Source organism: Komagataeibacter melaceti (genome assembly GCF_003403295.1).
Classification (GTDB): domain Bacteria; phylum Pseudomonadota; class Alphaproteobacteria; order Acetobacterales; family Acetobacteraceae; genus Komagataeibacter; species Komagataeibacter melaceti.
In genome coordinates this window covers 12,406-36,538 of record NZ_QUWV01000056.1, presented here as the reverse complement: position 1 = coordinate 36,538, position 24,133 = coordinate 12,406, and the positions used below count along the sequence as shown (strand labels likewise).

Sequence of the window (24,133 nt, the reverse complement as noted above, 5' to 3'; positions counted from 1 at the left end):
GTCTATCGAACTCTCAGCAGAACAGCCTCAACGTTCTTGTTGGGTTCACTCTAAGCGTACGTAAAGTACACTTTCGTGTCGTGACCCCATGAACTGGGCCATTACTGCTTACCCAACCATCCCGAACAAATTATGCAGAGTGGTGGGCAGCACTTCTCGAAGGCTGGCTTCAGCGAAGGTGTACGTTCCATCGAGCTTGAGGCCGACCATTTCGCGGCCGGGCTGCTCATGCCGGACTTCCTCGTGCGCAAGCTCATCGAAGAGTCCGAGGTCGGCCTTCAGGGCATCCGCGAACTGGCGGGTTCAGCGGAGGTCTCAATAACTGCAGCGGCGATCCGCATCGCGCAGTGCGCTCGTTTCCCGATTTGTGTCATTGTCAGCGAAGGCACCGCTGTGCGCTACGCCTTTCGCTCGGAGAGCTTCAAGGATCTCGGGGAGAACATCTACTTGCCGAAGGGAGCCCGGCTGCCTAGATCTTCGACGACAGCCCGTTTCAACGCGCTCGCTAGTAATGTGGCTGTGGGCCGCCAGGCGACAGGTGAGTGTCGCCTTCGCGATTGGTTCGACACCGACCGAAACCCTGCCCTCGATGAACAGGTCGTCGGGCTGGGGTCTTACGGCTTCACGCTCACAGTTCTGTCTTCAGACAAACTCTCCGTCGATTTCGACCCGGATGAGGACGACGAAGATGCCACACTTGAGGAGAGCTGGAAGCCGAAGTTCGCTAGGGGGCGTTAGCGAGCCTGCAACCGTCAGCGGTCCTAAAACGGTTGCTCTGAACATCGCCTGATGGTGGAACTATTATGTCGGCTATATGGGAACAAGGACGGCAACCTGAGCGGCTGACATGAGGCGACTACCGCCTGTCTGCTTTCTTCCCCTATCCGACCAGGAGACGCACCTTCTCGCGGACGGCTTCCAGCTCGCCCCCTGTAACCTTGCCCTTCATTTTTGCTCGGCGCGCTCGCCAGTCGAGGCTTCTGACCTGATCAGACAGCACAACGCTCGCAGGCTGACCGTCGAGCGGAACTTCGAACGGGTAGCCTTTGATGCGCGTAGTCGTCGGACAGCAGACTATCAGTCCTGACTTTGTGTTATAGGAGGCAGGGGATAGCACGACGGCTGGCCGGTGGCCGGCCTGCTCACGACCTGCCTGGGGATCAAACTCCAACCATACGATATCCCCGCAATCCGGCACCCATTCTGGCGTCACCAGACCTCACCGCCGGTCGAGGGTCCAAACTCCATCTCCCCATGACGGTTTTCATCCGTAATTGCTGCTGTCAGGCTCTCCAGAGACACCCTTTCCCGGCGAAGAGGCTGGATGATAATCCGCCCGTCTTCCTCTCGAACATCGACAGGCTGGTCGATCTGAAGCTGGACGGCTTCAAGAATGCTCGTCGGCAGACGAATGGCGGCGCTATTGCCCCACTTGCGTACTGTTCCATGCATGAGGCTGTCTCCATGTATCTACTTAGTAGATACGGTATATCTGTCCAATCCGCAACCCAAAGTGTTTACGAGGTCTGGTTCGCCCTGATTTTTCTCCAAAGAGGACAGACCGCTCTTTCCCCTAACTAGGTCCAGTCTTCAGACCGTAATCCTTCCACTCTGGTGAACTCTCGAAGGTTTCCTGTTATGACAAGGAGACCTTTGCTTCGCGCTTGCCCGGCGATCATCAGATCATAAGGGCCAATGACACATCCACGGCTCTCCAGATCGGCACGTATTTCAGCTGTATGGGCCGCCGCCTCATCATCGAATGGAAGAACGGTAAGACGTTGCGCGAAAAGCTCCACTGCCCGGCGGGTTCTGGAGGGATCCTGTGATTTTTCAGCACCATACAAAAGTTCATACAGCACAACGTCAGATATGCAGAGCGCTTCTGCATTGGCGTTGAATTTCTCCCTCAGGCCAGCAGGGCGATCTCGCAATACCCGTATGCAAAAATTGGTATCAAGGAGGTAACGCAACATCAGAAGCTCTCGCGTTCCTGCATTTCCGGTTGGTGTCGTGGTCCCAGATCTACGCCCGGGGCTGCGAAGAAATCGTCCCACGCAGCGTTAGCTGGTGCAATAATGCGGCGCGCACCATCGGGAATGATTATGACCTCTCGCAAGCTATCCTCAAATGCAACAGCCTTGGGAAGACGCACAGCTTGAGATCGATTGGACAGGAACAGAGTTGTGCGGGTCAGCATGACACCCTCAAATTGTATATACTTATGGTATATACAAACGTACAGGCCTTGAAGCAAGTCAATTTATGTCATTGCCGCTACGCAAGGCGTGACAGCTTTCGACATTGGGAATCCCCACGCTGACCTTCCGCATATCCCCCCATTGCCGCCAAAAAGCGCTATTTTTGCAGCATCATTTCGGCCATTCCATCCAGCCGGACCTTATGACGCTCCCAGTCCGGCATCACGCGTTCCAGGAGCGCCCAGAAGGCCGGGCCATGATTGTGCTCCTTCAGATGGCACAGCTCATGCAGGATGACGTAATCAATGCAGTCACGCGGGGCTTTCACCAGATGCGGGTTGAGCGTGACGGTCCCACCCGGTGAACAGTTGCCCCACTGGGTCTGCATCACCTGAAGCTTCAGGGCTGGGGGGACTGTCACCCACAGCGTTGTGGGGAGAAGGGCAGACAGGCGATGGCGGAAGACGTCCTGCGCCCGCGTAAAATACCACAGTTCCAGCAGCTTTTTTATCCGTAAGGCGCTGCGTTCCTGCACGCAAACCTCCAGCCGCCCCCGCAACATCCGCACGGTCTCTGGAGCCTCAGGCTGATGATGCACCTTCAGCAGATGCCGCCGTCCCAGATAGAAGTGGCTTTCCCCGCTGACATAGGCACGCGGCGTGGCATGTTCCTGCACCGCCCGGAAGTCCCGCAGCTTCTGCCAGATCCAGCGGGTTTTCTGGTGTAAGGCTTTGTCCAGATCAGCCCCTGTCGTGCCCTTTGGTACACAAGCCTCCACATTCAGGTCAGGATGCACCCGGATCCGCAGCGTCGTGCCAGGACGCGCACGGGGGATCAGGTTCACGCGGATCTGATCCCCCCCATAGGTCAGAATGCGGTGTGTCCCGTCGCCCATACTCAGCCACGCGGCGGATCAGCAGGACCGGCCCGCATGATCTGAATGACCTGCTCGATGATCTCCTGCGCCCTGTCCACGCCAAATCCCGCTTTCTGGCCCGTGCTGAACAGAAGCGGCAGCAGTTCCTTACGGACTGACCTTTCCATATCCGGGCGGCTGAGCGAGTTCTCCCGCACCGCCTTGTCCACGATCTGGTCAATCTCAAACGCCAGATCAACCCAGCGCTGGTTCTCCTCATCCGTCTGCCTGTGGTTGAAGATGGCGGCCAGCGTTTTGAGGAATACGCCATAATAGGCCTGGGCATGCCGGTGCCCGTCAAAAACAGAGGGGATGTTCTCCAGCCTGCGCTGGGCCACCTGTTCTTCAAACTCCTGAAACAGCATGAACTGCTTGAGCGGATGGTCGAACAGGCTTTCCGCCTCCTCGATCACCTTGCGCAAAAGGGCCGAGAACGCTTCCTTCGCATAGGGATCATCCTGCATCTCGTGGTCGATCATCTTCGTCACACGGGTGCGGATCAGGTCCGTCTCATTGCGGGTTTTCTCCTCGCTCCAGTTTGCAGGTTCGTTGTCGTCCGGCTTCTGGCCCATCCTGCCGACAGCATACAGGCCATCGGATTCATGCACCTTCACGCCCGCCACATGCCGGTCGAGCAGCTTTTTGACCTGCTCGGCATACTGGTCGAAGTCCACCGTCTCGCCTGTGTCCTGCAACACCATCTGACGCAGGTTGGTCAGTTGCTTCAGGGTTTCCCTGTAGGTGGCCCGGTCCTTTTCCGTGAAGCTGGTGTCTTCAAAGAACGCCACGGATTGCAGGGCCACTTTCAGGCAGGCGGCAAACTTCGTCAGCGCCTCATAGAAATCATCCCGGCGCTTGAGGTTCACGTCCACCATCTGGCCGTGTTCCTCCACCATACGCGGCATGAGCACGGACCGAAGCTGCTGGAGATCGCTCCTGTTCTTCACGCCGTCAAAGATGGCCCACAGCGCTTTATGCAGGACCGGGAGTTCACGGTATTCCGTGCTCATCTGGCTATACAGCCCGGCAATATCCCTGGGGTCATACCCGCCGACATTCTCGGCGGCCAGTTCGTCGTATTTGGCCAGTGTGGTGTCCAGCTCCGCCAGAATGCCGCGATAGTCGATCAGCAGCCCGTGCTTCTTCTGGTCATGTAGCCGGTTCACACGCGCAATGGCCTGAAGCAGATTGTGCTGCTTGAGCGGCTTGTCGATATAGAGCACCGCGTTCTTCGGCTCATCAAACCCGGTCAGCAGCTTGTCGACCACGATGATCAGCCTGAGGTCCGGGTCATTCTCGAAGCGCTCGATGACCCCGCGCGTGTAGTCATCCTCGCTCTGGCTGCCGACATTGTCCTTCCACCAGGCCTGGATTTCGGGCTGCCTGCGTTCATCCACTTCCGTATGGCCTTCACGCGTATCGGGGGGGCTCATGACGATGGCGCTTTCGAACAGGCCGACCTCGTCCAGATACTGCTTGTAGCGGATGGCGGAGAGCTTGCTGTCACAGGCCAGCATGCCCTTGAGGCCGCTGTCGATGTTGCTGTCAAAATGGGTGGCCAGATCCATGGCGATCAGCCGGATACGGTCATCGGCCTTGTAGACCTGATTGGCGCGGGCGAAGCGCTTCTTGAGGTCCGTGACCTGCTCTTCCGTCAGCCCCTGTGTGATGCGCTCGAACCACGCATCAATGGCCCGGTCATTCACATCCAGATCCGGCTTGCGCTCTTCATAGAGCAGGGGCGTCACAGTCCCGTCCGCGACGGCCTGCTGCATGGTGTAGGAGTGGATGATTTTGCCGAACCGGCTTGTCGTCTCACTCCCCTTGAGCAGCGGCGTGCCGGTAAAGGCGATGAAGGCCGCATGGGGCAAAGCGTGCTTCATGCGGGCATGGTTCTCACCGCCCTGGCTGCGATGGCCTTCATCCACCAGCACGATGATGTCCGCGCTGTCATTATGGCATTCGGGATAGCCGGTGGCGGTATGGAACTTGTTGATAAGCGAGAAGATGATCCGCTCCTGCCCATGCCCGATCTGCTGCGCCAGACGGCGGCCTGAGGTGGCCAGCGCCTCTTCCCTGTCCTTCCTGTCCGCCAGTTCGCCGCCGGTGGAGAAGGTGGTGCTCAACTGGCGTTCCAGATCCTTGCGGTCGGTCACCACCAGAATGCGGCATTGCTTGAGATCGTCATCCAGAATCAGCGCCCGGCTGAGGAACACCATGGTGAAGGACTTGCCCGAACCCGTGGTGTGCCAGACCACGCCGCCTTCGCGCCCGCCATCGCTGCGGCGGGTCTTGATACGCTCCAGCAGGCGTTTGATGCCAAAGACCTGCTGATAGCGGGCGACGATCTTGCCTGCCTTGCGGTCGACCAGCGTGAAGAACCGCGCCATCTCCAGCAGGCGCTGGGGCGAGAGCAGGCCGATCAGCAGCCGGTCCTGATCCGTGACATGCAGGGGACGGGAGGCCCAGTCCTCGAACCACGCCCGGTCCGACGCCTTGCGCTCGGCAAACAGCGCATCTTTCCGGGCAGCCGACAGCGGCGTGTTCTTGAGCGCCTCCATCCGGCTTTCGGGGATGTCCTCTTCCTTCCAGCTGGCCCAGAACTTTTTGGGCGTGCCACAGGTGCCATAGCGCCCGTCATGCCCGGTGATGGAGAGCAGAAGCTGGCTGTAGGCAAAAAGCTGGGGGATTTCATCCTTGTTCTGATTGCGGATGCTCTGGGAAATCCCGGCCTCCACGGTCGGGCCTTTGCCCGGCTGGCCATCGGGGCGCTTGGCCTCGATTACCGCCAGCGGAATGCCGTTGACGAAGCAGACGATGTCCGGCCTGCGGGTCTGTGTCAGGTCCGTGCGCAGGACGCTGAATTCCTCGGTGAAGGTAAAGCTGTTGTTCTCCGGGTTCTGCCAGTCGATCAGCGCGATGGTCGGGTTGGCCTGACGTCCGTTGATAAATTCCTTAACCGCAATGCCGAACAGCAGATGCGTCGTCATTTTTTCATTGGCGTCCCGCAGGCCCGAGACGAAGTCCGGGTGCGTGACGTGAGAGACCAGTGTGTCGATGGCCTGATCGGACAGGGCGTGCGCCTCGCCTTCAAAGGTAAAGCGCCGCTTTTTCAGTTCCGCCCGCAGGAGCGTGTCCAGCACCACGGCGTCCTGCCTGCCGCCCCGCAACGCCAGCGCCTCGGATGGGGACAGAAACCGCCAGCCGAGCGTGCTGAGCAGGGCCAGGGCCGGAAGTTTGGCGCTGTATTCTTCCTGAAATTTCGGGGCGGGAGCCATAATGTTCAAATATCCTGCAAGCTGAAATATCTTAATTGACCCTCACGCGGCGCTTGCCCGTGAGAAGCTGCTGCATCAGGGCTTTCTTCTCCTGACGCAGGCGGGAGAGGTCGGATTCAAGGGAGGTGATTTCTTCGTCCGCTGTGGTCAGGACAGTAGCTATGGCTTTCTGTTCAGGCAGTTCAGATGGGATCTTTATTCTTTGTCTAAGAACATCCTTTTTTCCCAAGCCCAACTGAGCTGTACCGTTAGCCCTACGACGTAAATTCTTATTTATTGGGTATGAATTTATTATAAAGTGAAGAAATTTACTGTCACAATTTTCAATATGAAGAGCGTAAACATGGTCGCCCAGCACATACAGATCGTCTTGATCAATGTAAGATGTTCGACCTATAATATTCCCGCCTCCAATATCGTCTTTTGGCATGACCAATGTACCTTTTGGTAAAAGGTCGGAATTATGCTGAGTCGATTTCGTGCAAACAAGATTTCCTAATCTGTTTACCGAACCCATATCGACAATAAATCGTTCTCCATTTTCACAGATATATTGAGTTTTGGATGTTGCGGTTTGTACCGTCGCGACGTCTGAAAGAGAGAAAATTCTCCACTCCCCCGCGAACCCCGGCAGGCGTTTTTTGCCTGTGAGGAGTTGCTGCATGAGGGCTTTTTTCTGCTGCTGGCTATTGGCCAGAAGCTTCTCAGTCCCCTCAATCGCACGATCCCACGTCGAGAGGATCGCCGCGATCTTCTTTTGTTCGGGAAGAGGGGGGATGTTTACGATCTGATTATCAATATCCTGTTTTTTGACATGGACTAGCGTGGCTTTAAACCCATGTGCTTGTCCTTCAATTTTGTCGGTGATCGATCTCAATATTAGATAAAGCCAGTTGTTATCAATTTTATCTTTTGAAAATACTTTAAATATATGTTGATTGAGGACACCTTGCGGGCCGTTCCATATAAAAGGTCCAAATGAGACCCCTTTGCTTCCAGCCCATGCAAAAAGAATTTGTCCTGGGTTTACCAGCCATTTTTCTAGTGGCTTCCCAGAAAAATAATTGAAGTTGGAACTGCCGTTTAAATTTTGAATACGGATAATTGGTAAGCCTTTAGTATCCCATTGATGTGGTTTGAACCCATTCCCATTTTGCAAAATGCAAATGTCGGCAACTGTTTTACGTTCCCACCCCTCAGGAAGCATAACCCAGCTCCTTCAGATAGGCGTCCATCTGGGCTTCCAGCTTTGCCAGTTCCGCCTTGATCTCCGCCCGCTCTTTGCGCACGGCGTTCAGGTCGATTTCCGCTTCTTCCTCAAACGTATCGACATAACGCGGAATGTTCAGGTTGTAGTCGTTTTCCCTGATTTCATCCGGCGTGGCGAGGTGGGCGTATTTATCCACGTCCCTGCGGGCGCGGTAGGTGTCCACAATTTTTGAGATGTTCTCTTCGGTCAGCACATTCTGGTTCTTGCCCGCCCTGAACTCCCGGCTGGCATCAATGAACAGCACATCCTTCGTCTTGCGGTCTTTACGGAAGATCAGGATGGCAGCCGGAATCCCCGTGCCGAAGAACAGCTTTTCCGGCAGGCCGATCACCGCATCCAGCAGGTTTTCCTCAATCAGCTTCTGACGGATTTTCCCTTCCGAACTGCCCCGGAACAGCACGCCATGCGGCACCACAACACCCATGCGACCGGTGCGCTCTTTCAGGGTGCTGATCATGTGCAGGATGAAGGCGTAATCGCCCTTGGTTTTCGGTGGCACACCACGGGCAAAGCGGTGATGCACATCTTCCGCCGCGTCTTCATGGCCCCATTTATCGAGGCTGAAGGGCGGGTTGGCCGTCACCACGTCAAAGCGCATCAGATGGTTTTTATCATCCAGCAGCTTGGGGTTGCGGATGGTGTCGCCCCATTCAATGCGGTGATTGTCCTCACCATGCAGGAACATGTTCATCTTGGCAAAGGACCAGGTCGAGCCAATGGCTTCCTGCCCATACAGGGCGTAATCCCGGCTGCCCTCGTGATTTTGCGTCACCTGCCGCCCGCATTTCATCAGCAGGGACGCCGAGCCACAGGCCGGATCGCAGATGGTCTCGCCCGGTTTCGGGCTCAGGATACGGGCCAGCAGTTCACTGACTTCCGGCGGGGTGTAGAACTCCCCGGCCTTCTGCCCGCCACTGGCGGCGAAGTTCTTGATCAGGAACTCATAGCCATTGCCGATCACATCCAGATTGCCGACGCGCGAGGGGCGCAGGTTCAGGTCCGGCTTGTGGAAGTCCTCCAGCAGGTGGCGCAGGATGGTGTTCTTCTGCTTCTCGTCCCCCAGCCGGTCAGAGTTGAAGCTGATGTCCTGGAAGACGCTCTTGCCTGCATCCTTCAGCTTGGTGCCGTTGGCCTCTTCAATGGCGTGCAGGGCCTTATCAATGCGTTCACCATTGCCGGGGGCGTTGCGCTCTTTGTAGAGGGTATAGAAATCCGCCCCCCTGGGCAGCACGAAGCGTTCCTGCGCCATCATGGCTTCGATCAGGTCCGGATTGTCGCCGTATTCTTTCTTGTAGCCGTCATAATGGTCCTGCCACACATCGGAGATGTATTTCAGGAACAGCATGGTCAGCACGTAATCCCGGTACGTGTCGGGGCTGACGGTGCCACGGAAGGTATCGCAGGCGCTCCACAGCGCCTTGTTAATCGTGTCTTGTGAAATCTGCTCGGTCACGAACTCAGATCCTGTTTCAAAAGTAAGAAAAAGCGTCAGCCTGCCAGAAGGTCTCTGGCAAGCCCGGTCATGATCTGCTGGCTGGTCTGGCGCAGGCGGTGCAGAAGCGCGTCCTCGCGCTGCATGGCGCGGGCCAGCCCGATGATCTGTTCCTGTCGGGGAAGAGGTGGTAGTGCTACCGGCACGCTCTCCAGCGCTGGACGGGCAATGTTGCGCACCAGGGTGGAACTCTGGGCATTCTGCTCCAGATGCCGCTGGGCCGGTTCCTGATTGAGCCACCAGACCAGCCAGGCGGGCAGCACGTCGGACCGCGTCACGCGCAGCACAAAGAAATGGGGGGCTGCCACCGCCTGAAGGCTACCGATGCGCCCATCGACCAGAACGGCCTGTGAGACATTGCCACGGGCCGGAAAGAGGATATCGCCCGGACGCAGCCAGTCGGGTTCACGACGGCCCGACACCTCGGTCCGCACGCACGATGCCCAGTCGACACCGGAAAGCGAGATATCGCGCATCTGCACGACGACTGTCCCGGCCCCTTCGGCCGGATCAATCCGCCCCCTGAACGACCATCCTGTCGAAACGGTGCAGAGCGCAGAAACCGATACTTTCTGAACATGAATGGCGTTGGTCATGAAGGCATCATGGGCAGGGAGCCTGACCCTGTCAACGGGTATTTAGTGCACCATCGCGATTAGTGCGTTTTGTGGACGCGCCTTCTCGCCGTGTTCCTTTCATACCCACCGGACAGGCATCACCCCACTATCCCGACGTGATCGCAATCTGCGGTTTCGCTGACATGTCAGATGAACGTGTTAACGAAAACCGGTTTCGTTAACACGTAGCGCCTGAGGATCTTCTGGATCCACCCAGCCTATTCAGGAAGACTCTGGCAGGTACGTCATCACCTCACTGAAAACACGTTCCATCCGGGACCCAATTTCCACCATAGCTTCCGCCTCAACAGGGGCAAGGTCACCCTTGATGATCAGGCGAGCAAATAGCCCGAGTTCTGGCTTAAGGGGGTAGGGTTTTCCAACTCCTGTTTCCGCGTACCAGCACCAACGGTGCAATGGTGTATGAAGACCAGGTATTTATGGGTAGGCGTAATATCGGTTCCGGGTATGTCTATGGGTCGTGGCTGGGAAGGCCGTCAGGGCCACGTTCGTCCTATGGCCCATCCGGCCGGATGGTCAGGACGCAGGGCTGGTCCACCTTCGTCTCGTTGGCCATTTTCTGGCAGGCGGCGATCCGGTCCTGACTGGCGTCTACAAGCCGGTTGGCCCGGACTATGCGCCGCAGGCTTTCGGGATTGTCGGCCTCCATCATCTGCACCCCGGAATCCCACCGATCCTGTCCGCCCACGATAAAAGAGGACACCCGCGTCCCCAGTGACGACGGCAGGAGATACGCCAGAACAGGAGATAACCCGATCCCTGCAACCAGACAGGCCAGCCCGACCTTCAGCACCCACCAGCTCTGCTGGTCCCGGGTGCGTGCCTGCCCGACAATGTCGGTCAATTGCTGCCGCTCCGCCTGAACCGCACGGATCGCGGTATGAAAGGCGGCCTGTATATCCTGACTGACGGAAAGCCCCGCCTGACGTACCCCCTGCCCATAGGCCTGCGGCGTCATCTTCAGCGTCGGGCAGGCCTCGATCGCCTTCATGCGCGCGCCCACGTCGTTCAAGGCTTTGACCAGTCTGGCCAGGTCCGGCGTATAGTCTGGCGGCCGGTTGTCCCGCCATGCCTGCGGCAGCGCTTCCACGCTGCGCCGGAGCACCGTCATTTCGGCGCACAGATCCTCAAACGCACGGGCTGCCGGATCCGTCTCGCTCATGATGGAACCATCCCCTCATCCAGATTCAGTTTTCCGGCACGGCCAGACGATCATCATCCTGACCAGCCTCTTGCGTTCCGGGCCTTTCCTGCTTTCCGAAAAGCAGTCGCCTTCGCCCTTCTTCCATTGCCAGGAGCGTAAGCCTGTTGGGCCGACTGTCTGAAGCCGCGTTCTGAATAGTCCGTCGCAATCTTTCCGCATTACGCGGACTACTCAGAAGATGTGCTGTCTCCTGACAAACGGCTTGTTCTTTTTCCTGCACAACATACCTCCCCCGGTAGTCTGCCCCTTGATCAGGCAGCCCGTTCCAGCCCCAGATGGTCCACGAACGGATCCCAGAATCATGCGTCGGAGCGCAGGGCATCAAGATCACCCCGCCATTCCAGCTTGCCCCGCATGGAACGCAGTTCCCGCTGCTGATTCAGCCTGATCAGCGTCCGCAACCCGAGTTCGACCGCTTCCTTCTTGGTTTTGGCGTCAGACGCCTTCAGCGCATCGGTCATGAGGGCATCGTCAATGATGATGTTGGTTCGCATGATGTGTATCTCCAATAGAAATCATACACATGAAATCATCCGCTCTCAGGCATGCCGCAGGACATCAGGTATCCACCCACGGATTGAGAACCCGCACACCAGCCGCCTTGAAAGGCGACACGTCGCGACTGGCCACGACATAACCACGGGATGCGGCGGTTGCTGCAATATAGCCATCTGCCTGGCCAATCGCCCGACCCTCTGACCTGGCCCGCACCATCAGTTCGGCATAGGCCTGAGACGCCGCCAGATCGAACGACAGGACACGTCCTTCAAACAGGGGCAATACCTCCTGTTCCAGCCGCTCATGCAGTACCGAGCGCCGCCTGCCGACCGGCATCGCCCCGATCCCGAAACGCAACTCCGCTATTGTGACGGCCGACAGAAAAAGCGTCTCGATCGCCTGTCCATCGATCCAGGCCAGAACACGCGGCTCCGGGACGGGCTTCCACGGCTCCGAGATCACATTGGTATCGAGCAGGATCATTCGAAGGACATCGGCTCGGCCGGAGTCTGATCGCGGGTCTGCAAGGCCGCGATATCTTGATCACACACACCGGCCTCCCGACCGATGGACGCCAGAAGCGATCCCAGCCGGACCCGCTGCGGCGGCCGGACGGCTGCTTCCAGAATGGTCCGGATCTCCGCTTCCGTACTGCGCCCATGTAGCATGGCCTGCGCCTTCAGCGCCCGATGCGTCTCTTCCGGAAGATTACGAATAACCACAGAGGACATGACAGGACTCCTCATTTCTTAGAATGATATCATAAATATAATTTCGATATCTTTCCAGAAAAACCCTACATCCCCTCATCCAGATTCAGTTTTCCGGCACGTCCAGACGATCATCATCCCTGATCTGCCCCCTTGTTCCAATCCGCTCCAGCAGCGCTTTGGCACGAGCAGGCGTGGTCCGTGTCGCCCGTGCGGAAAAATACCGTTCCGCTTCTGCCTGCCCACCAAGCCGGGCCGCGACAGCCGTCGCAACAAAAAGGTTCATGCTGACACCTGAAAGCGCCGCCTGACGTGTTGCGGCTTCCCGCATATCTTCCGGAAGCCGAAGCTGGATTTTACTGCTACTCATCCTCTCATCCTTCGCAAAAGAACACCTGGCCGCACTGCTGGAATACCGAACCGTGATACGGCCCGCTGCATGTCTTTCAGATTGAACGTGGCGATCGCATCCGCATTCCCGTTGATTGCTGTCTCAACCACAAGTTCATCATCACCATGCGCACCTGTCGGTCGCCACCTGTAATCAAAAGAAACCGGCACGCAACACCCTGCAAGTCCATCAAGAACCTCCAGAACTTCATCCCCCTGAACGCCCATTCGAAAAAGATTTTCTGAGCAACGCAACACCGCCTCGTATTCGACCAGGAGGGTCGTGGAGAGCAGCAGACTGAAATTCCCATCCAAGGCCCCCAGCAAAAGCTGGCGGGATGCTCCATCCGGTGACATAAATCCCGAAAGAACAACATCCGTATCAAGAACAACGCGCATAGTGACATCATATATGACGTCACTGGTTAACGTAAATCAAAATCTCCTACATCCCCATATCCATATCCCGCCCCCTGGAGCGCGACAGCGAGCGCGTGCGCGGCGGCTGCAATCCATGATCGAGCGTCGATCCCTTCTTAATGCCCAGTTCATGCCCCTTCCGCCGCAGGAGGGATTCAAGCTGCGCGTCCCGCTTCAGCTCCCTGAGCGCCACACCCTGCTGCTCGCGGCTCAGCCCGTCCCACGCCTTCACGAACCGCGCGGCCCGCAGTTCTGGACTTGTCCGCACCTTGTCCTCATGTTCCAGCCCCTCGACCAGCCTGCGCGCCCGTGCCGGCCCTTCCAGCCCGTACAGGGCCTGCCGGATCTCCGGTTCATGCTTCACGGCAGTTTCCAGAGCGATCACCGCCCCGGGCCTTAGCCGTTCCAGGGCCGTGCTGGCGTCAAGCCATGCCTTCTTCTGGTGCTCCAGCACCGGCAGATCCTGCTCCACCATGCGCCCGATGTCCCGCACCGCCCGCGCATACTGCTCCACCGCCTGGTGGAGCGGATCACCACCCGGTACAAACCCACCCAGCCCGGCCGGCACCTGCTCACGCTGCACACGGGGCAGCCTCAAACCAGCAAAGGGCGAGGCGGGAGCCTCACGCTCAGCCCCATTTTTCCCCTTCCCGGCCTCAGCCTCCATCCCGGCCGACACGTCTTTTTCCGCCGTGCGACGCCCCGGCCGCACGGACAGGTCCAGTCCGTCGAACATCCCGCGTTTCTGCTGTGCCGGTGCCGGATCTGATTTACGGACCGCTTCGGCCTGCCGGTCCTTCGGGGGGCCAGAGGCGGCCTTCTCACGCTCCACCACGATCTCGCTCTCGGGGACATGCAGTCCGCGCCGCCGCGCGAACCCGGTATCCCGATCCTGAACATGCGGGTAATCCAGCGTGGTATCCTTCAGCCGCTCGCGCGACAGCCGCCGCACCAGCCCGTCCCGGTCGCCCACGTCATCCCGGCCCCAATGAACGGACACGCTCTCCCGATGCCGCGACAGCGCCACATACGCCCCGTGCCGGTCCATGCTGCCCGTCGCCAGCACATGCGCCCGCTCCACCGTCACACCCTGCGATTTGTGGATGGTGGCCGCATAGCCATGATCCAGCGCGTCATAATCCGCTACCGACACGGACACGACCCGGCCATGCCCACCCCCCTCTTTCCCATCAAGCTGCACCGACAGCACGAGATCCCCGGCCTCGACCGACCCCGTAATACCCCGCACCGTGCCTAGCGTGCCGTTCTTTACCCCCAGCGCCCGGTCATTGCGCAGGAAGTAGACACGCTCCCCGTCCGCGAACACCCGCTCGCCTTGCGCGGTCGGTACCAGCACGTCGTCACCCAGCTCACCCGCCTCCCGCCGGATCTCGCGCGCCGCCTCGTTCAGCGCCCGCACATCGACACGCCGGTGCGCCAGCATAATCTGGCTTTCTTCTGGCGCGGCCTGCCGGGCTTCGTCCCACCCCGCGATCACACCAGCACGGGCCTCTTCCAGGGTCTCATGCCCCCGCACCATACCGGCCGCCTCATAGCGCCCCAGCGCCTCACCCGTTCGCCCTGTAGCAAGCTCCTTCGTGGCATCCTGCTGCCAGTCTTCACGCTGCCGGCGCACGGTCGTGATCTCCACCGACCCGACCCGCTCGGCCACCGCCCGGAACGCACCACCCGCCTCGATCGCCTGCAACTGCTCGGGATCACCCACCAGCACCACCTTGGCCCCGGCATCCCGTGCGGCTGACAGCACCCGCTCCATCTGGCGTGACCCCACCATGCCGGCCTCGTCCACCACCAGCACGTCCCCGCGCTCCAGCTGGTCGAACCCACGCTCCCACGCACGTTCCAGGGAGGCCAGCGTCCGGCTTTCGATCCCGGACCCCGCTTCCAGCCCTTCCGCCGCAATCCCCGATAGCGCCGCCCCGCGCACCCGATACCCGGCCATCTCCCACGCCTCACGGGCCACACCCAGCATGGTGCTCTTCCCCGTCCCGGCATAGCCCACCACCACGGACAGGTCGCGCGACTTCGTCACCTCGCCCACGGCCAACGCCTGCTCGTCCCCAAGCCCGTCCCGCGCCATCGCCGCCCGCCTGACCGCCAGCGGCACCGCATGCCCCTGGGACCGCCCCATCGCCAGCAACGCTTCTTCCAGCCGCTGCTCGACCCCGATCATCGCGCGCGTGGAGAACCGCTCCCGCCCGTGCCCGTCTTTCCCAAGGGCAACCAGCTCCGGACATGCCTCCACCCGTACCATGACCGCACTGAACTGTTCCGCATCTACCGTCTGCCGGTCCACGAACCGCGCCAGATCCTGCCGGGTAAAGGTGCTCTGCTGCCGGGTCAGCGCCTCCAGCGCCACATGCGGCTCGGCCAGTAACCTTTCCCCATTGCGCCGCGCAATCTCCAGATGGTCGGCAACCCGCTCCGCGTCCTCGCCCCGCTCTTCCCGACGCATCCCGGCCGGACCGATCTTGTTCTGTGGCTCAAGGTCGATCCCCTGTGCCGCGAACGACCGATGGTCGATCCGCACATCCAGGTCCAGTTCAGCCAACCGTTCATTGGCAAGCGACGCCCACCGCTCCCGCCATGTCAGCAGCAGGTCCTTGTCATTCCACAAACGCTCTTTCGCACCGAACCCGATGGAAGGCTGATCCTGCTCCAGGCCTTCATGCCGCAACCGTGCCGCTGCAATCAGTCGCGCCGTTCTTCCAGCCGCTGCAAGCGCTTCTCCAGCGTCGAGAGCTTCAGCAGGATGCCACGCTGCGTCTCCCGGATTTCCGTCAGCAGACGGATCATGAGCTTGAGTGGATCGTCGTCCCCTTTCTGCTCCATCAGGTCCAGGATCCGGCGTGATGTCGTATGCGCCCCTGCCGCCTCGTTCAGGATGCGGGATTCCGTCTCGTCTTCCATGCACAGCCTCCCCGGTTCTGACTTCGATCCGTCGTGTAGACAGCATCACATGGGCATGGGGCTTCGCCTGTCCATCTTCGCCAATATCCCAATGCACATTGAGATCAGCCACCATGCCGCGTTCCACGAACTGCTCCCGCACGAAATCCCGTGCCAGCGCGATCCCCTGCGCCTGGGTCATTTCGCGTGGGATTGAAAACTCCACCTCGCGGGCAAGCTGGGCATCCTTGCGCTTCTCGATCGCCTCGACCTCGTTCCAGAGGGTCGCACGATCGAGAAACCGTTCCGGAGCGCCATCAGGCAGCAGGATCTCGGAATGCACCACGCCGCTCTTGTTGGAAAAGTCATGATCGCGATCCAGCCGTACGTCATGCAGGCGGGATGCCGCGCGATAGGCCGCCGCTGCCACCGCGCTCCGGCCGGTGGCGCGGCTGATGACCTTCGCATGCAGGTGATAGATCGCCATGAACGCGATCCTATCACACCTCTTAAGCGCACGTCACGAAGTGACGTATAAGCGCGCACTCACATTTTACTGCGCCACAAGGGTTGACTGGTCTGGATGAGTGACGCGGTTCTCGTCTGTGTGATAGAGTATGGCACAAACCAGCAGGACAGGGGACCGAAAATGCGCAAACCACGGGACATTGATGCGGAACTGAAGGCGCTTCAGGAAAAGGCGAAGCAGCTTAAGGTGCAACGGACCCTCCAGCTCGGCGAACTGGTCGAGGTGACGGGAGCCGATACCCTATCGATCGAGGCGCTGGCCGGTGTTCTGCTTGCGGCTGTCGAACAGGCGGACGGCAAACCCGAAGCCGTCGCGAGGTGGACCGAACGGGGGACGGCGTTCTTTCAGGTCGGCGCAAAAAAGGGCGGCCGGAAAGGAACCGGAAACGATCAGAACGGATCTGCTGGCGCTTGAAAGACGGATCCGGAAGCAGGCGTCCTTGATCCATCGCCATCAGGCACGAAAGGCACGCACTGACATGCGCGACTGGGCGAAGGCGCGACGGGAACGCACCCATCATCTGATCGAACTGGGCGGCCTGGTCCAGAAGGCAGGACTGGTCGATCTGACCGACGATGACCGCGCTACCCTGCTCGGGGCCTTCCTGGACATTGCGGGACAACTTCAGGGTGGCAATGATGCCACTCCGGTTGACCTGAAAACACGCTGGAGACGTGCGGGGCTTCATGCCTTCGACAGCGACCGGGAACAGGACTGACTGCGAAACACGATCACCTGATCTGTCTGCTATCGAATGCAAACGAAACCCTGAACCAGAACGGGAGAACCGAGGCCCATGTATTACGGCAAGAACGCCTTTTCTCTGCTCCTACGTTACACCCTTGCCCATGAGATCGAAGAGTGGGGCTGGGACATCGGCGACCATACATATGGTGCCAAGGGTTCTCCCATCATCATAGAAGCCGAATATGCCGGCCTGAAGATCGGGAAATACTGCTCGATTGCCCGCGAGGTGCTGATGATCCTGGGCAATCACCGACCGGACACGATCACCACCTACCCGTTCAAGAACCAGTGCAATTTCTGGCCCGAAGCGGCGGATGCGACCGATGACCATTCCACCAAGGGGGATATCGTCATTGGCAACGACGTCTGGATCGGCGCACGGGCCAACATCATGTCGGGTGTCACCATAGGATCAGGCGCGATCATCGCTACGGCGGCCGTGGTGACCAGGGACGTGCCGCCATATGCCATCGTGGGCGGCAACCCGGCCCGGGTCATCAAATACCGCTTCCCCGAAAAGACCATCGAGCGTCTGCTTGCAGTAACCTGGTGGGACTGGCCTGAAGCATTGATACGAGAACGGATGCCCCTCCTGATGAGCGACGATATCGACGCTTTCCTGCGCGCTTTTGGAGAAGAGCCCGGACAGGAAAAATCATGATGCAAAAACTGTTTTCGCTCCTTGTTGTCCTGCCGATCCTCTTCCGGCCTGCTTCAGGCTTTGCCCAGGGCAGAGGAGACTGGCTGCCTCGGTCGGACGTTAAATCTCCCTATGCGGCCCTGTCTGTTCCGACAGCACTGAAGCCGGTGCCGGATTCTCTGGCGAGCCTGTTGACCAAAGGCTATCGGATCACGACCACAGCGGATTATGGCGGCTCAGGAGCCCTCTTCACGCTGGTCTGGCAAAGGCAGACCGTAATCTGTGTTCTGACAGCGCCTGTGCCAGGCACGGATCAGAACGTCCCGACATCGCGCTGCTGGGCCCTGAACTGAGTTGTGCAGGCCGGACAGATGAGAAACCGTGTCTTACGCGACATCCCCTGGCTGACCGATGAGGACCGCGCAACCCTGTTCGGAGCCTTCCTGGATATTGCAGGGCAGCTTCAGGGCGGCGATGATACCGCTTCGGTTGACCTGACAGCACGCTGGAGACGTGCAGGGCTTCATGCCTTCGACAGGCACCGGAAACAGGACAGGACAACACAGGCAGACGTGACCATGACCGACCACGAGACACGATCATCCGGAGCTGACACAGTGCGCGAGCTTACGACCCGGATTGTCACAGCCTATGTCAGCAGTCACACGGTTCTGGCGGATACCCTGCCCGGCCTCATCGCCACGGTGTTTCAGGCGCTCGGAAGTCTGGGACAGGCGACGACCGGAACACCGAATCTGGTGCCAGCCGTACCTGTGAAGAAATCGGTCTTTCCAGATTACATTGTCTGCCTGGAGGACGGAAAAAAAATGAAGATGCTCAAGCGTCACCTTCACACCGTCTATGGCCTGACGCCCCAGCAATACCGGGCAAAATGGGGCCTGCCGGAAAGCTATCCGATGACCGCCCCATCCTATTCGGCACAACGGGCTACCCTGGCACAGGAAAGCGGACTGGGGCGGACCATCAGGGCGACACCGGAGCCTTCGCACATACCGGAAGCTGAAGTTCCGGTCACGCGCCTGCCAGAGAAGAAACGCGGACGCAGGCCAAAACTGGCCTGAAGGTCCAGACAGGCCGGATCTGTCTGGAATTTATTCCGTCTGGGCGTAGGCTTCACGCACGGCTTCTGGCCGATTGGAAATAGCGCGCAGATAACTTTTTGCAGCGGTATCCGGCGTACGTTCCCCGCTTTCCCACCCTTTGATGGTTTCCTCTTCCAGACCATACCAGAGCGCGAACTGTCGGCGACTGAGTTTCAGACGCCGACGGATCAGGGCCACATCCACATCGGCCTTGTGATCAACATAGATCGCCCTGATCCCGGCTTTTGCAAGATCGGAGATAACCGCCTCGATCGTGTCAGTCATGGGCAGCAGAACGATTGCATGCCCTTCCGCCTGTTCCGAGGATTGCCTGATGAGGTCTTCCACCGTCTTCTTGGCGGCCAGCATCGTCAGTCCACGCCTGGACAGCGCCATCGTGGCGGCAATGGAATTGAGATCAGGCCACCCCTCACGCGTCAGGGTCAGGGCGAATCTGGCGCGTGAACCGGAACGGACGCGGGATATGGCCCGGACAGGCCCCAGTCGTGCGAATTCCGCCTTCAATGATGATTTCATCGAGATCCATTCCTTCCAGAACGGCCTGTGCGATCGTTTTCAGATTGGCGAACCCAACCTCATTGGCTGTTGCGCCGTGGATGTGGGCCCTGGACAGCTTCATGAATCTCTGGGGCCGATCAACACTGATTTCAGCCATGACCATCAGAACGACACCGGGAGCCTGAATAACCAGGGTTGCGATCGGATCACTGCTCTGGTCATCGTCCATTTCGAACGACAGGTCTTCGACTGTCCACCGTGACCTCATACTGAATTATAGGTTCAATGAACCTATAATTCAAGCAGATCCTGCTCTGATATCCTTACATGAAAAGTAGACACCATATGGTGTAGGATGTGCTTCCCGCTGACGGCCTGTCGCCGCAACAACACCTGTTACCGCAGGACATCAGGCGATGAAGACATGACCATGACGGATCTTTCCGACGAACGGGCTGCCAAAAGGGCTGCAATCCGCAAGGCACGCAACAGCACGAAACCTCCAGTCCCAGCCGAGCAGGTCCTTGCTCTTCTGGACGCCGATCTGGCCCGGATTCAGGCGACCATTGACGCCCTTCCTACCCCTCGTCCCACGGATTGATGAGGGTGATACCGCAGTTGAGGAAATCACGTGTATTCCGTGTCGCAAGGAATGCGCCACGGGACTGCGTGATGGCCGCGATCTGTGCATCAAACTGACTGATGGGTTCTCCGGCCTGCCTGCGTCGGGAGGCGATCTCAGCATAAACACAGGCCGCCTCTCCGTCGAAAGGCAGGATACGTCCGGAGAAATCCTCTTCGAACATGGCACGGGCAGCTGCGATCAGAAGCTCTCGCCGTCGCCCTTCCGGCAGCAGCGCCAGCCCATACAGGATCTCGGCCTGTGTAATGGTCGTGATGAAGAGGGTCATCATGGACTGGCGGGACATCCAGGCCAGCACCGACCCGTCAGGCCCGGAGCGCATCAGTTCGGAGAGGATGTTGGTGTCGAGAACGATCACGCCCCGAAATCCACGTCCCTGATGGCCTCACGGGATACCGCAGGCAGATCTACCCCACCCAGCCTGGCAAAACGCTGGTGGATGGCCTGACCGGCATCTACCCCCTGAGAGACTTCAGCGGCAAGAGCCGAGCGCAGGATATCGCGCACCTCTTCTTCCATAGAACGCCCATGCTGGGCTGCGCGCAGACGAAGCCGCTGCTTGAGACTATCGTCAATATTGCGGATGGTCATCACGGCCATGGAAACCTCCTGAAAGCAATGACAGCATTGTAGTCATTGACTTCGCAGTTTTGCAATCATCAGGTCGGATTGGGGTATTTGGGGGAAGAAACGAAATCCCACACCAAGCTGAAAACGGAAGCGCAGATCCAAACTGACCTGAAAATCCAGACGGAAACAGAACGCGGGAACGATCTCTCATTCCCGCGCTGAAGTTTACCAGTAATATTCGTGGGGCCGCCGGGTTCCGGTATACGGAAAGACCGCCTCGACAGGATCAAGGTCGCCCTTGATGATCAGGCGGGCAACATGCCTGTCATGATGACGGGCAGGACGGATATCGTGCAGATGGCTGTACCAGTTTGGAGATTCAGAGGCTTCACGTGAGCCTCCATAGCCACAGCGATCCGACCGGTTGGCCCAGCGATGATCTCGGCCGTGTTTGCGGCTGTGATGATAGGTGCGAGACATGGGAAGCTTTCCCTCCATGACGCGCGGAGTGATTTCCGAGCGTACCTACATCGCCCGATCTCCTCTGTTCTGGTTGTCAGCCATCTGGAGCACGCAAGTAAGCATAGGAAAGCCGAAACCGTCCTTATACGTGCACGCTCTTTCCGCGCCGTGGAGGCCGCTCAGATTTTGAATCTGTTTTGCTGGGTACGCTGCGTAGGGCACGATTCATAATTTCACGCAGCGCGTTATTCATACGTGTCTGATAGCCGGGTCCGCCTTTCTCGAAGAAAGCCACGACATCGGCATCAAACCGCACCGTTTTCTGTATTTTACGAGGACGATAGAAACGTCCTCGTTCCGCATGTGACCAGTCGTGAATTTCTGGTGCTTCATCGTCTGTCACAATCTGATCGTCAGGCATCGCTTCTACAGCCCGTAGTGCCTTCAGCAGATCAGGGTCCGTTTTCATATGCTTCGCGCTCATGGGCTGTTGCCTTTCTTACGCTGATAATACGACCGTATTCCTCACCATCATCCTCGTCTTTCACAGGTTCTGTATGAACGACGAAAAGAGTTGTGACGCCTTGCACCTTTCCTATGGTTCTCCACCGATCCCCGTCGGGGTGGGGATCGGGGACAGACAACGCGAGCGGATCATCATCGAGAACGAGCCTGCCGACTTCGAGAGGCAGCTTATGCTTCGTTCTGTTTTTTGCATCCTTTTCAGGATCCCATCCCCATATGGTCACAATCCGCTCCGGTAGTTACGTAATTGTAGTTACATGAGTCTGATTTTGCAAGGTTCCATAGGTTCACGGACGTGGGGTCACCGCACGATCTGTTAAAAATTGCCTGCTAAGCGTGGGCGGCGACGATGTGTGAGACGGTTGACTGGCTAACCCCATAGAGCCGGGCCATATCTGCCCCTGATTTTCGGCCGGAGATGAACTGCACCACACGAACAATCCAGCGCGCTAGAGGTACAGGCGTTTCCAATGGCGCATCAGCCACCAGAAGCTCGATAATCCGCCGCAGATCGGTATCCAGGGCAGCTCGATGCGGTCCCTTCGCCACCCGTTTGAAATCACGCTTGAAGGCCGTCGTGCGCTCATCCGCCGACACCTCTGGATCTGATCAGGAGAGTTGTCTTGAAAAAGCGTATACTGACTTTCGCTGCCCTGCCGCTTCTCCTCTTCCCGGCATCAGGCTTTGCCCGGAACACAGGGGACTGGCTGCCTCAGTCAGGCGTTAAATCTCCCTATGCCCCCCTGTCGGTACCAACAACGCTCAAACCCGTGCAGGACTCTCTGGCCAGTCTGTTGACCAAAGGCTACCAGATTACGACTACAGCGGATTATGGCTGCTCAGGAGCCCTCTTCACGCTGACCCGGCGAAAGCAGACCGTGCTCTGTGTTCTGACGGCCCCGACACCGGGAACGGATCAGAATGTCCCGACATCACGCTGCTGGTCGCTGAATGACCCCACGTCAGAGGACGTGAAAAAGTAACGGATGACGAGGTAGGCTGAGAAACATCTGCAAGAGATGTCAGACATCCTTCAGACGGCTTCGATCGGACCAGGATAAGCCTTTACCAGCGGATCATGGGTCAGCAGAAGCACTCCTTCCACCATAGCCTGTGCCACAAGGATCCGGTCAAAGGGATCCCGATGCACATCTGGCAGTTGTCCCACTGCCAGGGCATGCTGGCTGGTGATCGGTAACTCCTCATAACCGTTTTCGATCAGACCGCGTCGCAGCAGGTGAGGATCGACCTGGAAGTCTGCCCGTCCCAGACCGGCCTTGATAGTAATCTCCCAGAGACTGGCCGCACTGAAGACCAGAACATTGTCCGGATCTTCCATCAGGGTTCTCGCCCGCGCTGACAGCCTGTTAGGCTCTCCGGCTGCCCAGAGCAGCAGATGAGTATCCAGAAGGAGCCTCATGCCTGACCGTCGAACAGAGACACAATATCGTCCTGTCCCATGCGATCAAAATCCTCGGGCACCCGGATTTTCCCAGCAAGAAACCCCAGACGCCGTTGCTGTAACTCTTCAGGAGCCGTAATCGGACTGACCCGCACCATCGGCCGGCCGGCTTTGGCAATGATGAAGCTTTCCCCTTTCATGGCCGCGTCAATCAGCCGGGACAGATGGGTCTTGGCTTCATGAATGTTGACTGTGCGCATGGCGAAAGCCTCCTGAGTTTACTCAAAAAAGACTTAGTCATATTAGTCTGGTCCATCAAGGCAAATGTCGCCAGGACCACCTCAGGAAACGAAAAAAGCATATTCATTCGCGTTCCTCGCCTGCCGTCATACCCTTTCGGATGCGACATTGGCGGTCAGGAATGCCGCATAGCCCTGTTCGTCCATCTGACCTGCTGCCAGCGCGAGAACCGCATTCGCAGCATCTTCCTGGGCTGCCGTGAAACGATAGCCGTTGAGTTCCAGAAACAGCACACCGAGCACAAAACCCGTACGCTTGTTCCCATCGATGAAGGGATGGTTTTTGACGATACCCGCCGTATAGACGGCCGCCAGATGCACTGGATCCAGCGGATCCGCATAGACCGCATGCTGCTGTGGCCGGGCAAGCGCGGATTTCAGAAGACCTGCATCCCGTACGCCGGAAGCGCCGCCATACGCGCCCAACAGCCGGTCATGCAGAATCAGGGCTTCGCGTTCGTCTATCCAGACGAAGACTGTCATTGGGCCAGAACATGCAGCGTATCACGGTAACGCCGCATAATATCCTCAGCCTTCGCCATTTTGGTTTCGAAGTCGGGATCATAGGGCACGAGCCGATATCCGCCGTCTGGTGCTTCGGTCAGATACAGGGGCGCGCCATCCTGAGTGTTCAGCCGTGAGATCACTTCCTTGGGCAGCACCACCCCGAGTGAGTTCCCGAATTTTCGTACTTTCAGCTCGACCATGGTGTATCCCCCTAATGTTATTACCAATGTAATAACCTTTTGCGGTTTCAGCAACCACCA

At 58.4% G+C, this 24,133-nt stretch carries 34 protein-coding genes and 1 pseudogene; 7 read left to right on the top strand and 28 right to left on the bottom strand.

All coding sequences use genetic code 11. The annotated features are described in order from the left end of the window. Nucleotides 1-93: 93 nt before the first annotated feature. Nucleotides 94-738: an ImmA/IrrE family metallo-endopeptidase gene (locus DY926_RS07655; RefSeq protein ID WP_274541791.1), complete on the top strand. Its 645-nt coding sequence runs from the start codon at nucleotides 94-96 to the stop codon at nucleotides 736-738. Between the two features lie 142 nt (nucleotides 739-880). On the opposite strand, the gene mazF is transcribed toward DY926_RS07655, so the two are convergent. The 16 genes from mazF to traA form a co-directional block, all read right to left on the bottom strand. Continuing rightward, nucleotides 881-1,213, bottom strand: a complete 333-nt coding sequence (gene mazF, locus DY926_RS07650; protein ID WP_110560841.1) for an endoribonuclease MazF — start codon at nucleotides 1,211-1,213, stop codon at nucleotides 881-883. Next, on the bottom strand, nucleotides 1,210-1,452 hold the full coding sequence (locus DY926_RS07645; RefSeq protein ID WP_116702823.1) for an AbrB/MazE/SpoVT family DNA-binding domain-containing protein: 243 nt from the start codon (nucleotides 1,450-1,452) through the stop codon (nucleotides 1,210-1,212). The genes mazF and DY926_RS07645 overlap by 4 nt, the downstream gene beginning before the upstream one ends. A 125-nt stretch (nucleotides 1,453-1,577) precedes the next feature. After that, nucleotides 1,578-1,976: a type II toxin-antitoxin system tRNA(fMet)-specific endonuclease VapC gene (gene vapC / locus DY926_RS07640; RefSeq protein ID WP_116702822.1), complete on the bottom strand. Its 399-nt coding sequence runs from the start codon at nucleotides 1,974-1,976 to the stop codon at nucleotides 1,578-1,580. Further along, nucleotides 1,976-2,200: a type II toxin-antitoxin system VapB family antitoxin gene (vapB, locus tag DY926_RS07635; protein ID WP_116702831.1), complete on the bottom strand. Its 225-nt coding sequence runs from the start codon at nucleotides 2,198-2,200 to the stop codon at nucleotides 1,976-1,978. Before vapB ends, vapC begins: the two co-directional genes overlap by 1 nt. A gap of 158 nt (nucleotides 2,201-2,358) precedes the next feature. Further along, nucleotides 2,359-3,096, bottom strand: a complete 738-nt coding sequence (locus DY926_RS07630; protein ID WP_116702821.1) for a M48 family metallopeptidase — start codon at nucleotides 3,094-3,096, stop codon at nucleotides 2,359-2,361. Nucleotides 3,097-3,098: 2 nt separating this feature from the next. Beyond that, nucleotides 3,099-6,395, bottom strand: coding sequence for a type I restriction endonuclease subunit R (locus DY926_RS07625; protein WP_116702820.1), 3,297 nt, complete (start codon nucleotides 6,393-6,395; stop codon nucleotides 3,099-3,101). A gap of 31 nt (nucleotides 6,396-6,426) precedes the next feature. After that, the gene (locus DY926_RS07620; protein ID WP_116702819.1) at nucleotides 6,427-7,602 is read right to left on the bottom strand and encodes a restriction endonuclease subunit S; all 1,176 of its coding nucleotides are present in this window, start codon (nucleotides 7,600-7,602) and stop codon (nucleotides 6,427-6,429) included. Next, a complete protein-coding gene (locus DY926_RS07615; RefSeq protein WP_116702818.1) occupies nucleotides 7,592-9,118 on the bottom strand; it encodes a type I restriction-modification system subunit M in 1,527 nt (508 codons plus the stop codon). Before DY926_RS07615 ends, DY926_RS07620 begins: the two co-directional genes overlap by 11 nt. A 35-nt stretch (nucleotides 9,119-9,153) precedes the next feature. Then, on the bottom strand, nucleotides 9,154-9,753 hold the full coding sequence (locus DY926_RS07610; RefSeq protein WP_116702817.1) for a restriction endonuclease subunit S domain-containing protein: 600 nt from the start codon (nucleotides 9,751-9,753) through the stop codon (nucleotides 9,154-9,156). Between the two features lie 535 nt (nucleotides 9,754-10,288). After that, complete coding sequence (locus DY926_RS07605; protein ID WP_116702816.1) at nucleotides 10,289-10,957, bottom strand: DUF6118 family protein; 669 nt, start codon at nucleotides 10,955-10,957, stop codon at nucleotides 10,289-10,291. A 341-nt stretch (nucleotides 10,958-11,298) separates the two neighbouring features. Next, a complete protein-coding gene (locus DY926_RS07600; RefSeq protein WP_116702830.1) occupies nucleotides 11,299-11,493 on the bottom strand; it encodes a type II toxin-antitoxin system VapB family antitoxin in 195 nt (64 codons plus the stop codon). Between the two features lie 64 nt (nucleotides 11,494-11,557). Further along, entirely contained in the window at nucleotides 11,558-11,980 is a 423-nt protein-coding gene (locus tag DY926_RS07595) for a type II toxin-antitoxin system VapC family toxin (protein WP_110560832.1), read from the bottom strand. Beyond that, nucleotides 11,977-12,228, bottom strand: a complete 252-nt coding sequence (locus DY926_RS07590) for a FitA-like ribbon-helix-helix domain-containing protein (RefSeq protein WP_010512463.1) — start codon at nucleotides 12,226-12,228, stop codon at nucleotides 11,977-11,979. The genes DY926_RS07595 and DY926_RS07590 overlap by 4 nt, the downstream gene beginning before the upstream one ends. An 85-nt stretch (nucleotides 12,229-12,313) precedes the next feature. Continuing rightward, nucleotides 12,314-12,577, bottom strand: coding sequence for a toxin-antitoxin system HicB family antitoxin (locus DY926_RS07585; RefSeq protein WP_041250516.1), 264 nt, complete (start codon nucleotides 12,575-12,577; stop codon nucleotides 12,314-12,316). After that, entirely contained in the window at nucleotides 12,574-12,996 is a 423-nt protein-coding gene (locus tag DY926_RS07580) for a putative toxin-antitoxin system toxin component, PIN family (protein WP_116702815.1), read from the bottom strand. Before DY926_RS07580 ends, DY926_RS07585 begins: the two co-directional genes overlap by 4 nt. A gap of 46 nt (nucleotides 12,997-13,042) precedes the next feature. Next, nucleotides 13,043-16,414, bottom strand: a complete 3,372-nt coding sequence (gene traA / locus DY926_RS07575; RefSeq protein ID WP_116702814.1) for a Ti-type conjugative transfer relaxase TraA — start codon at nucleotides 16,412-16,414, stop codon at nucleotides 13,043-13,045. A gap of 96 nt (nucleotides 16,415-16,510) precedes the next feature. Here traA and DY926_RS07570 point away from each other — a divergent pair, with 96 nt between their 5' ends. The 6 genes and pseudogenes from DY926_RS07570 to DY926_RS07550 all read left to right on the top strand — a co-directional run bounded on the left by DY926_RS07570 (nucleotide 16,511) and on the right by DY926_RS07550 (nucleotide 18,925). Next, nucleotides 16,511-16,870, top strand: a complete 360-nt coding sequence (locus tag DY926_RS07570; protein ID WP_186336108.1) for a conjugal transfer protein TraD — start codon at nucleotides 16,511-16,513, stop codon at nucleotides 16,868-16,870. A 64-nt stretch (nucleotides 16,871-16,934) separates the two neighbouring features. After that, nucleotides 16,935-17,174 (top strand): conjugal transfer protein TraD, encoded by a 240-nt coding sequence (locus DY926_RS07565; RefSeq protein WP_116702813.1) that lies wholly within the window; start codon nucleotides 16,935-16,937, stop codon nucleotides 17,172-17,174. A 78-nt stretch (nucleotides 17,175-17,252) separates the two neighbouring features. Next, nucleotides 17,253-17,864: a CatB-related O-acetyltransferase gene (locus DY926_RS07560; RefSeq protein WP_116702812.1), complete on the top strand. Its 612-nt coding sequence runs from the start codon at nucleotides 17,253-17,255 to the stop codon at nucleotides 17,862-17,864. Next, entirely contained in the window at nucleotides 17,861-18,196 is a 336-nt protein-coding gene (locus tag DY926_RS07555) for a hypothetical protein (RefSeq protein ID WP_227744529.1), read from the top strand. Before DY926_RS07560 ends, DY926_RS07555 begins: the two co-directional genes overlap by 4 nt. Before the next feature lie 3 nt (nucleotides 18,197-18,199). Then, nucleotides 18,200-18,367: pseudogene (traD, locus tag DY926_RS17825) on the top strand (conjugal transfer protein TraD); the annotation flags it as partial. Between the two features lie 54 nt (nucleotides 18,368-18,421). Beyond that, the gene (locus DY926_RS07550; protein WP_241503113.1) at nucleotides 18,422-18,925 is read left to right on the top strand and encodes a MucR family transcriptional regulator; all 504 of its coding nucleotides are present in this window, start codon (nucleotides 18,422-18,424) and stop codon (nucleotides 18,923-18,925) included. Between the two features lie 30 nt (nucleotides 18,926-18,955). Here the strand turns inward: DY926_RS07550 and DY926_RS07545 are convergent, their stop codons facing one another. From DY926_RS07545 to DY926_RS07480, 12 genes are all read right to left on the bottom strand, one after another. After that, nucleotides 18,956-19,315 carry a helix-turn-helix domain-containing protein gene (locus tag DY926_RS07545; protein ID WP_241503112.1) on the bottom strand — a complete coding sequence of 120 codons (360 nt, stop codon included), beginning with the start codon at nucleotides 19,313-19,315 and terminating at the stop codon, nucleotides 18,956-18,958. A 61-nt stretch (nucleotides 19,316-19,376) separates the two neighbouring features. Continuing rightward, on the bottom strand, nucleotides 19,377-19,694 hold the full coding sequence (locus DY926_RS17255; RefSeq protein ID WP_158551941.1) for a hypothetical protein: 318 nt from the start codon (nucleotides 19,692-19,694) through the stop codon (nucleotides 19,377-19,379). 349 nt (nucleotides 19,695-20,043) lie between these two features. After that, entirely contained in the window at nucleotides 20,044-20,466 is a 423-nt protein-coding gene (locus DY926_RS07535) for a type II toxin-antitoxin system VapC family toxin (RefSeq protein WP_116702810.1), read from the bottom strand. Continuing rightward, entirely contained in the window at nucleotides 20,463-20,708 is a 246-nt protein-coding gene (locus DY926_RS07530; RefSeq protein ID WP_116702809.1) for a FitA-like ribbon-helix-helix domain-containing protein, read from the bottom strand. The genes DY926_RS07535 and DY926_RS07530 overlap by 4 nt, the downstream gene beginning before the upstream one ends. Before the next feature lie 195 nt (nucleotides 20,709-20,903). Next, nucleotides 20,904-21,158, bottom strand: a complete 255-nt coding sequence (locus DY926_RS07525) for a hypothetical protein (protein ID WP_116702808.1) — start codon at nucleotides 21,156-21,158, stop codon at nucleotides 20,904-20,906. A gap of 124 nt (nucleotides 21,159-21,282) precedes the next feature. Then, nucleotides 21,283-21,624, bottom strand: coding sequence for a BrnA antitoxin family protein (locus DY926_RS07520; protein ID WP_116702807.1), 342 nt, complete (start codon nucleotides 21,622-21,624; stop codon nucleotides 21,283-21,285). After that, the gene (locus DY926_RS07515) at nucleotides 21,593-21,889 is read right to left on the bottom strand and encodes a BrnT family toxin (RefSeq protein ID WP_241503111.1); all 297 of its coding nucleotides are present in this window, start codon (nucleotides 21,887-21,889) and stop codon (nucleotides 21,593-21,595) included. Before DY926_RS07515 ends, DY926_RS07520 begins: the two co-directional genes overlap by 32 nt. A gap of 106 nt (nucleotides 21,890-21,995) precedes the next feature. Further along, the gene (locus DY926_RS17820) at nucleotides 21,996-22,262 is read right to left on the bottom strand and encodes a type II toxin-antitoxin system RelE/ParE family toxin (protein WP_241503110.1); all 267 of its coding nucleotides are present in this window, start codon (nucleotides 22,260-22,262) and stop codon (nucleotides 21,996-21,998) included. A 436-nt stretch (nucleotides 22,263-22,698) separates the two neighbouring features. Then, nucleotides 22,699-23,085 carry a type II toxin-antitoxin system VapC family toxin gene (locus tag DY926_RS07495; protein WP_116702804.1) on the bottom strand — a complete coding sequence of 129 codons (387 nt, stop codon included), beginning with the start codon at nucleotides 23,083-23,085 and terminating at the stop codon, nucleotides 22,699-22,701. Then, entirely contained in the window at nucleotides 23,082-23,327 is a 246-nt protein-coding gene (locus tag DY926_RS07490) for a type II toxin-antitoxin system Phd/YefM family antitoxin (RefSeq protein WP_070324346.1), read from the bottom strand. Before DY926_RS07490 ends, DY926_RS07495 begins: the two co-directional genes overlap by 4 nt. 126 nt (nucleotides 23,328-23,453) lie before the next feature. Further along, nucleotides 23,454-23,849 (bottom strand): type II toxin-antitoxin system death-on-curing family toxin, encoded by a 396-nt coding sequence (locus tag DY926_RS07485; protein ID WP_116702803.1) that lies wholly within the window; start codon nucleotides 23,847-23,849, stop codon nucleotides 23,454-23,456. Next, nucleotides 23,846-24,073, bottom strand: a complete 228-nt coding sequence (locus DY926_RS07480; protein WP_026019902.1) for an AbrB/MazE/SpoVT family DNA-binding domain-containing protein — start codon at nucleotides 24,071-24,073, stop codon at nucleotides 23,846-23,848. The genes DY926_RS07485 and DY926_RS07480 overlap by 4 nt, the downstream gene beginning before the upstream one ends. Nucleotides 24,074-24,133 lie beyond the last annotated feature (60 nt).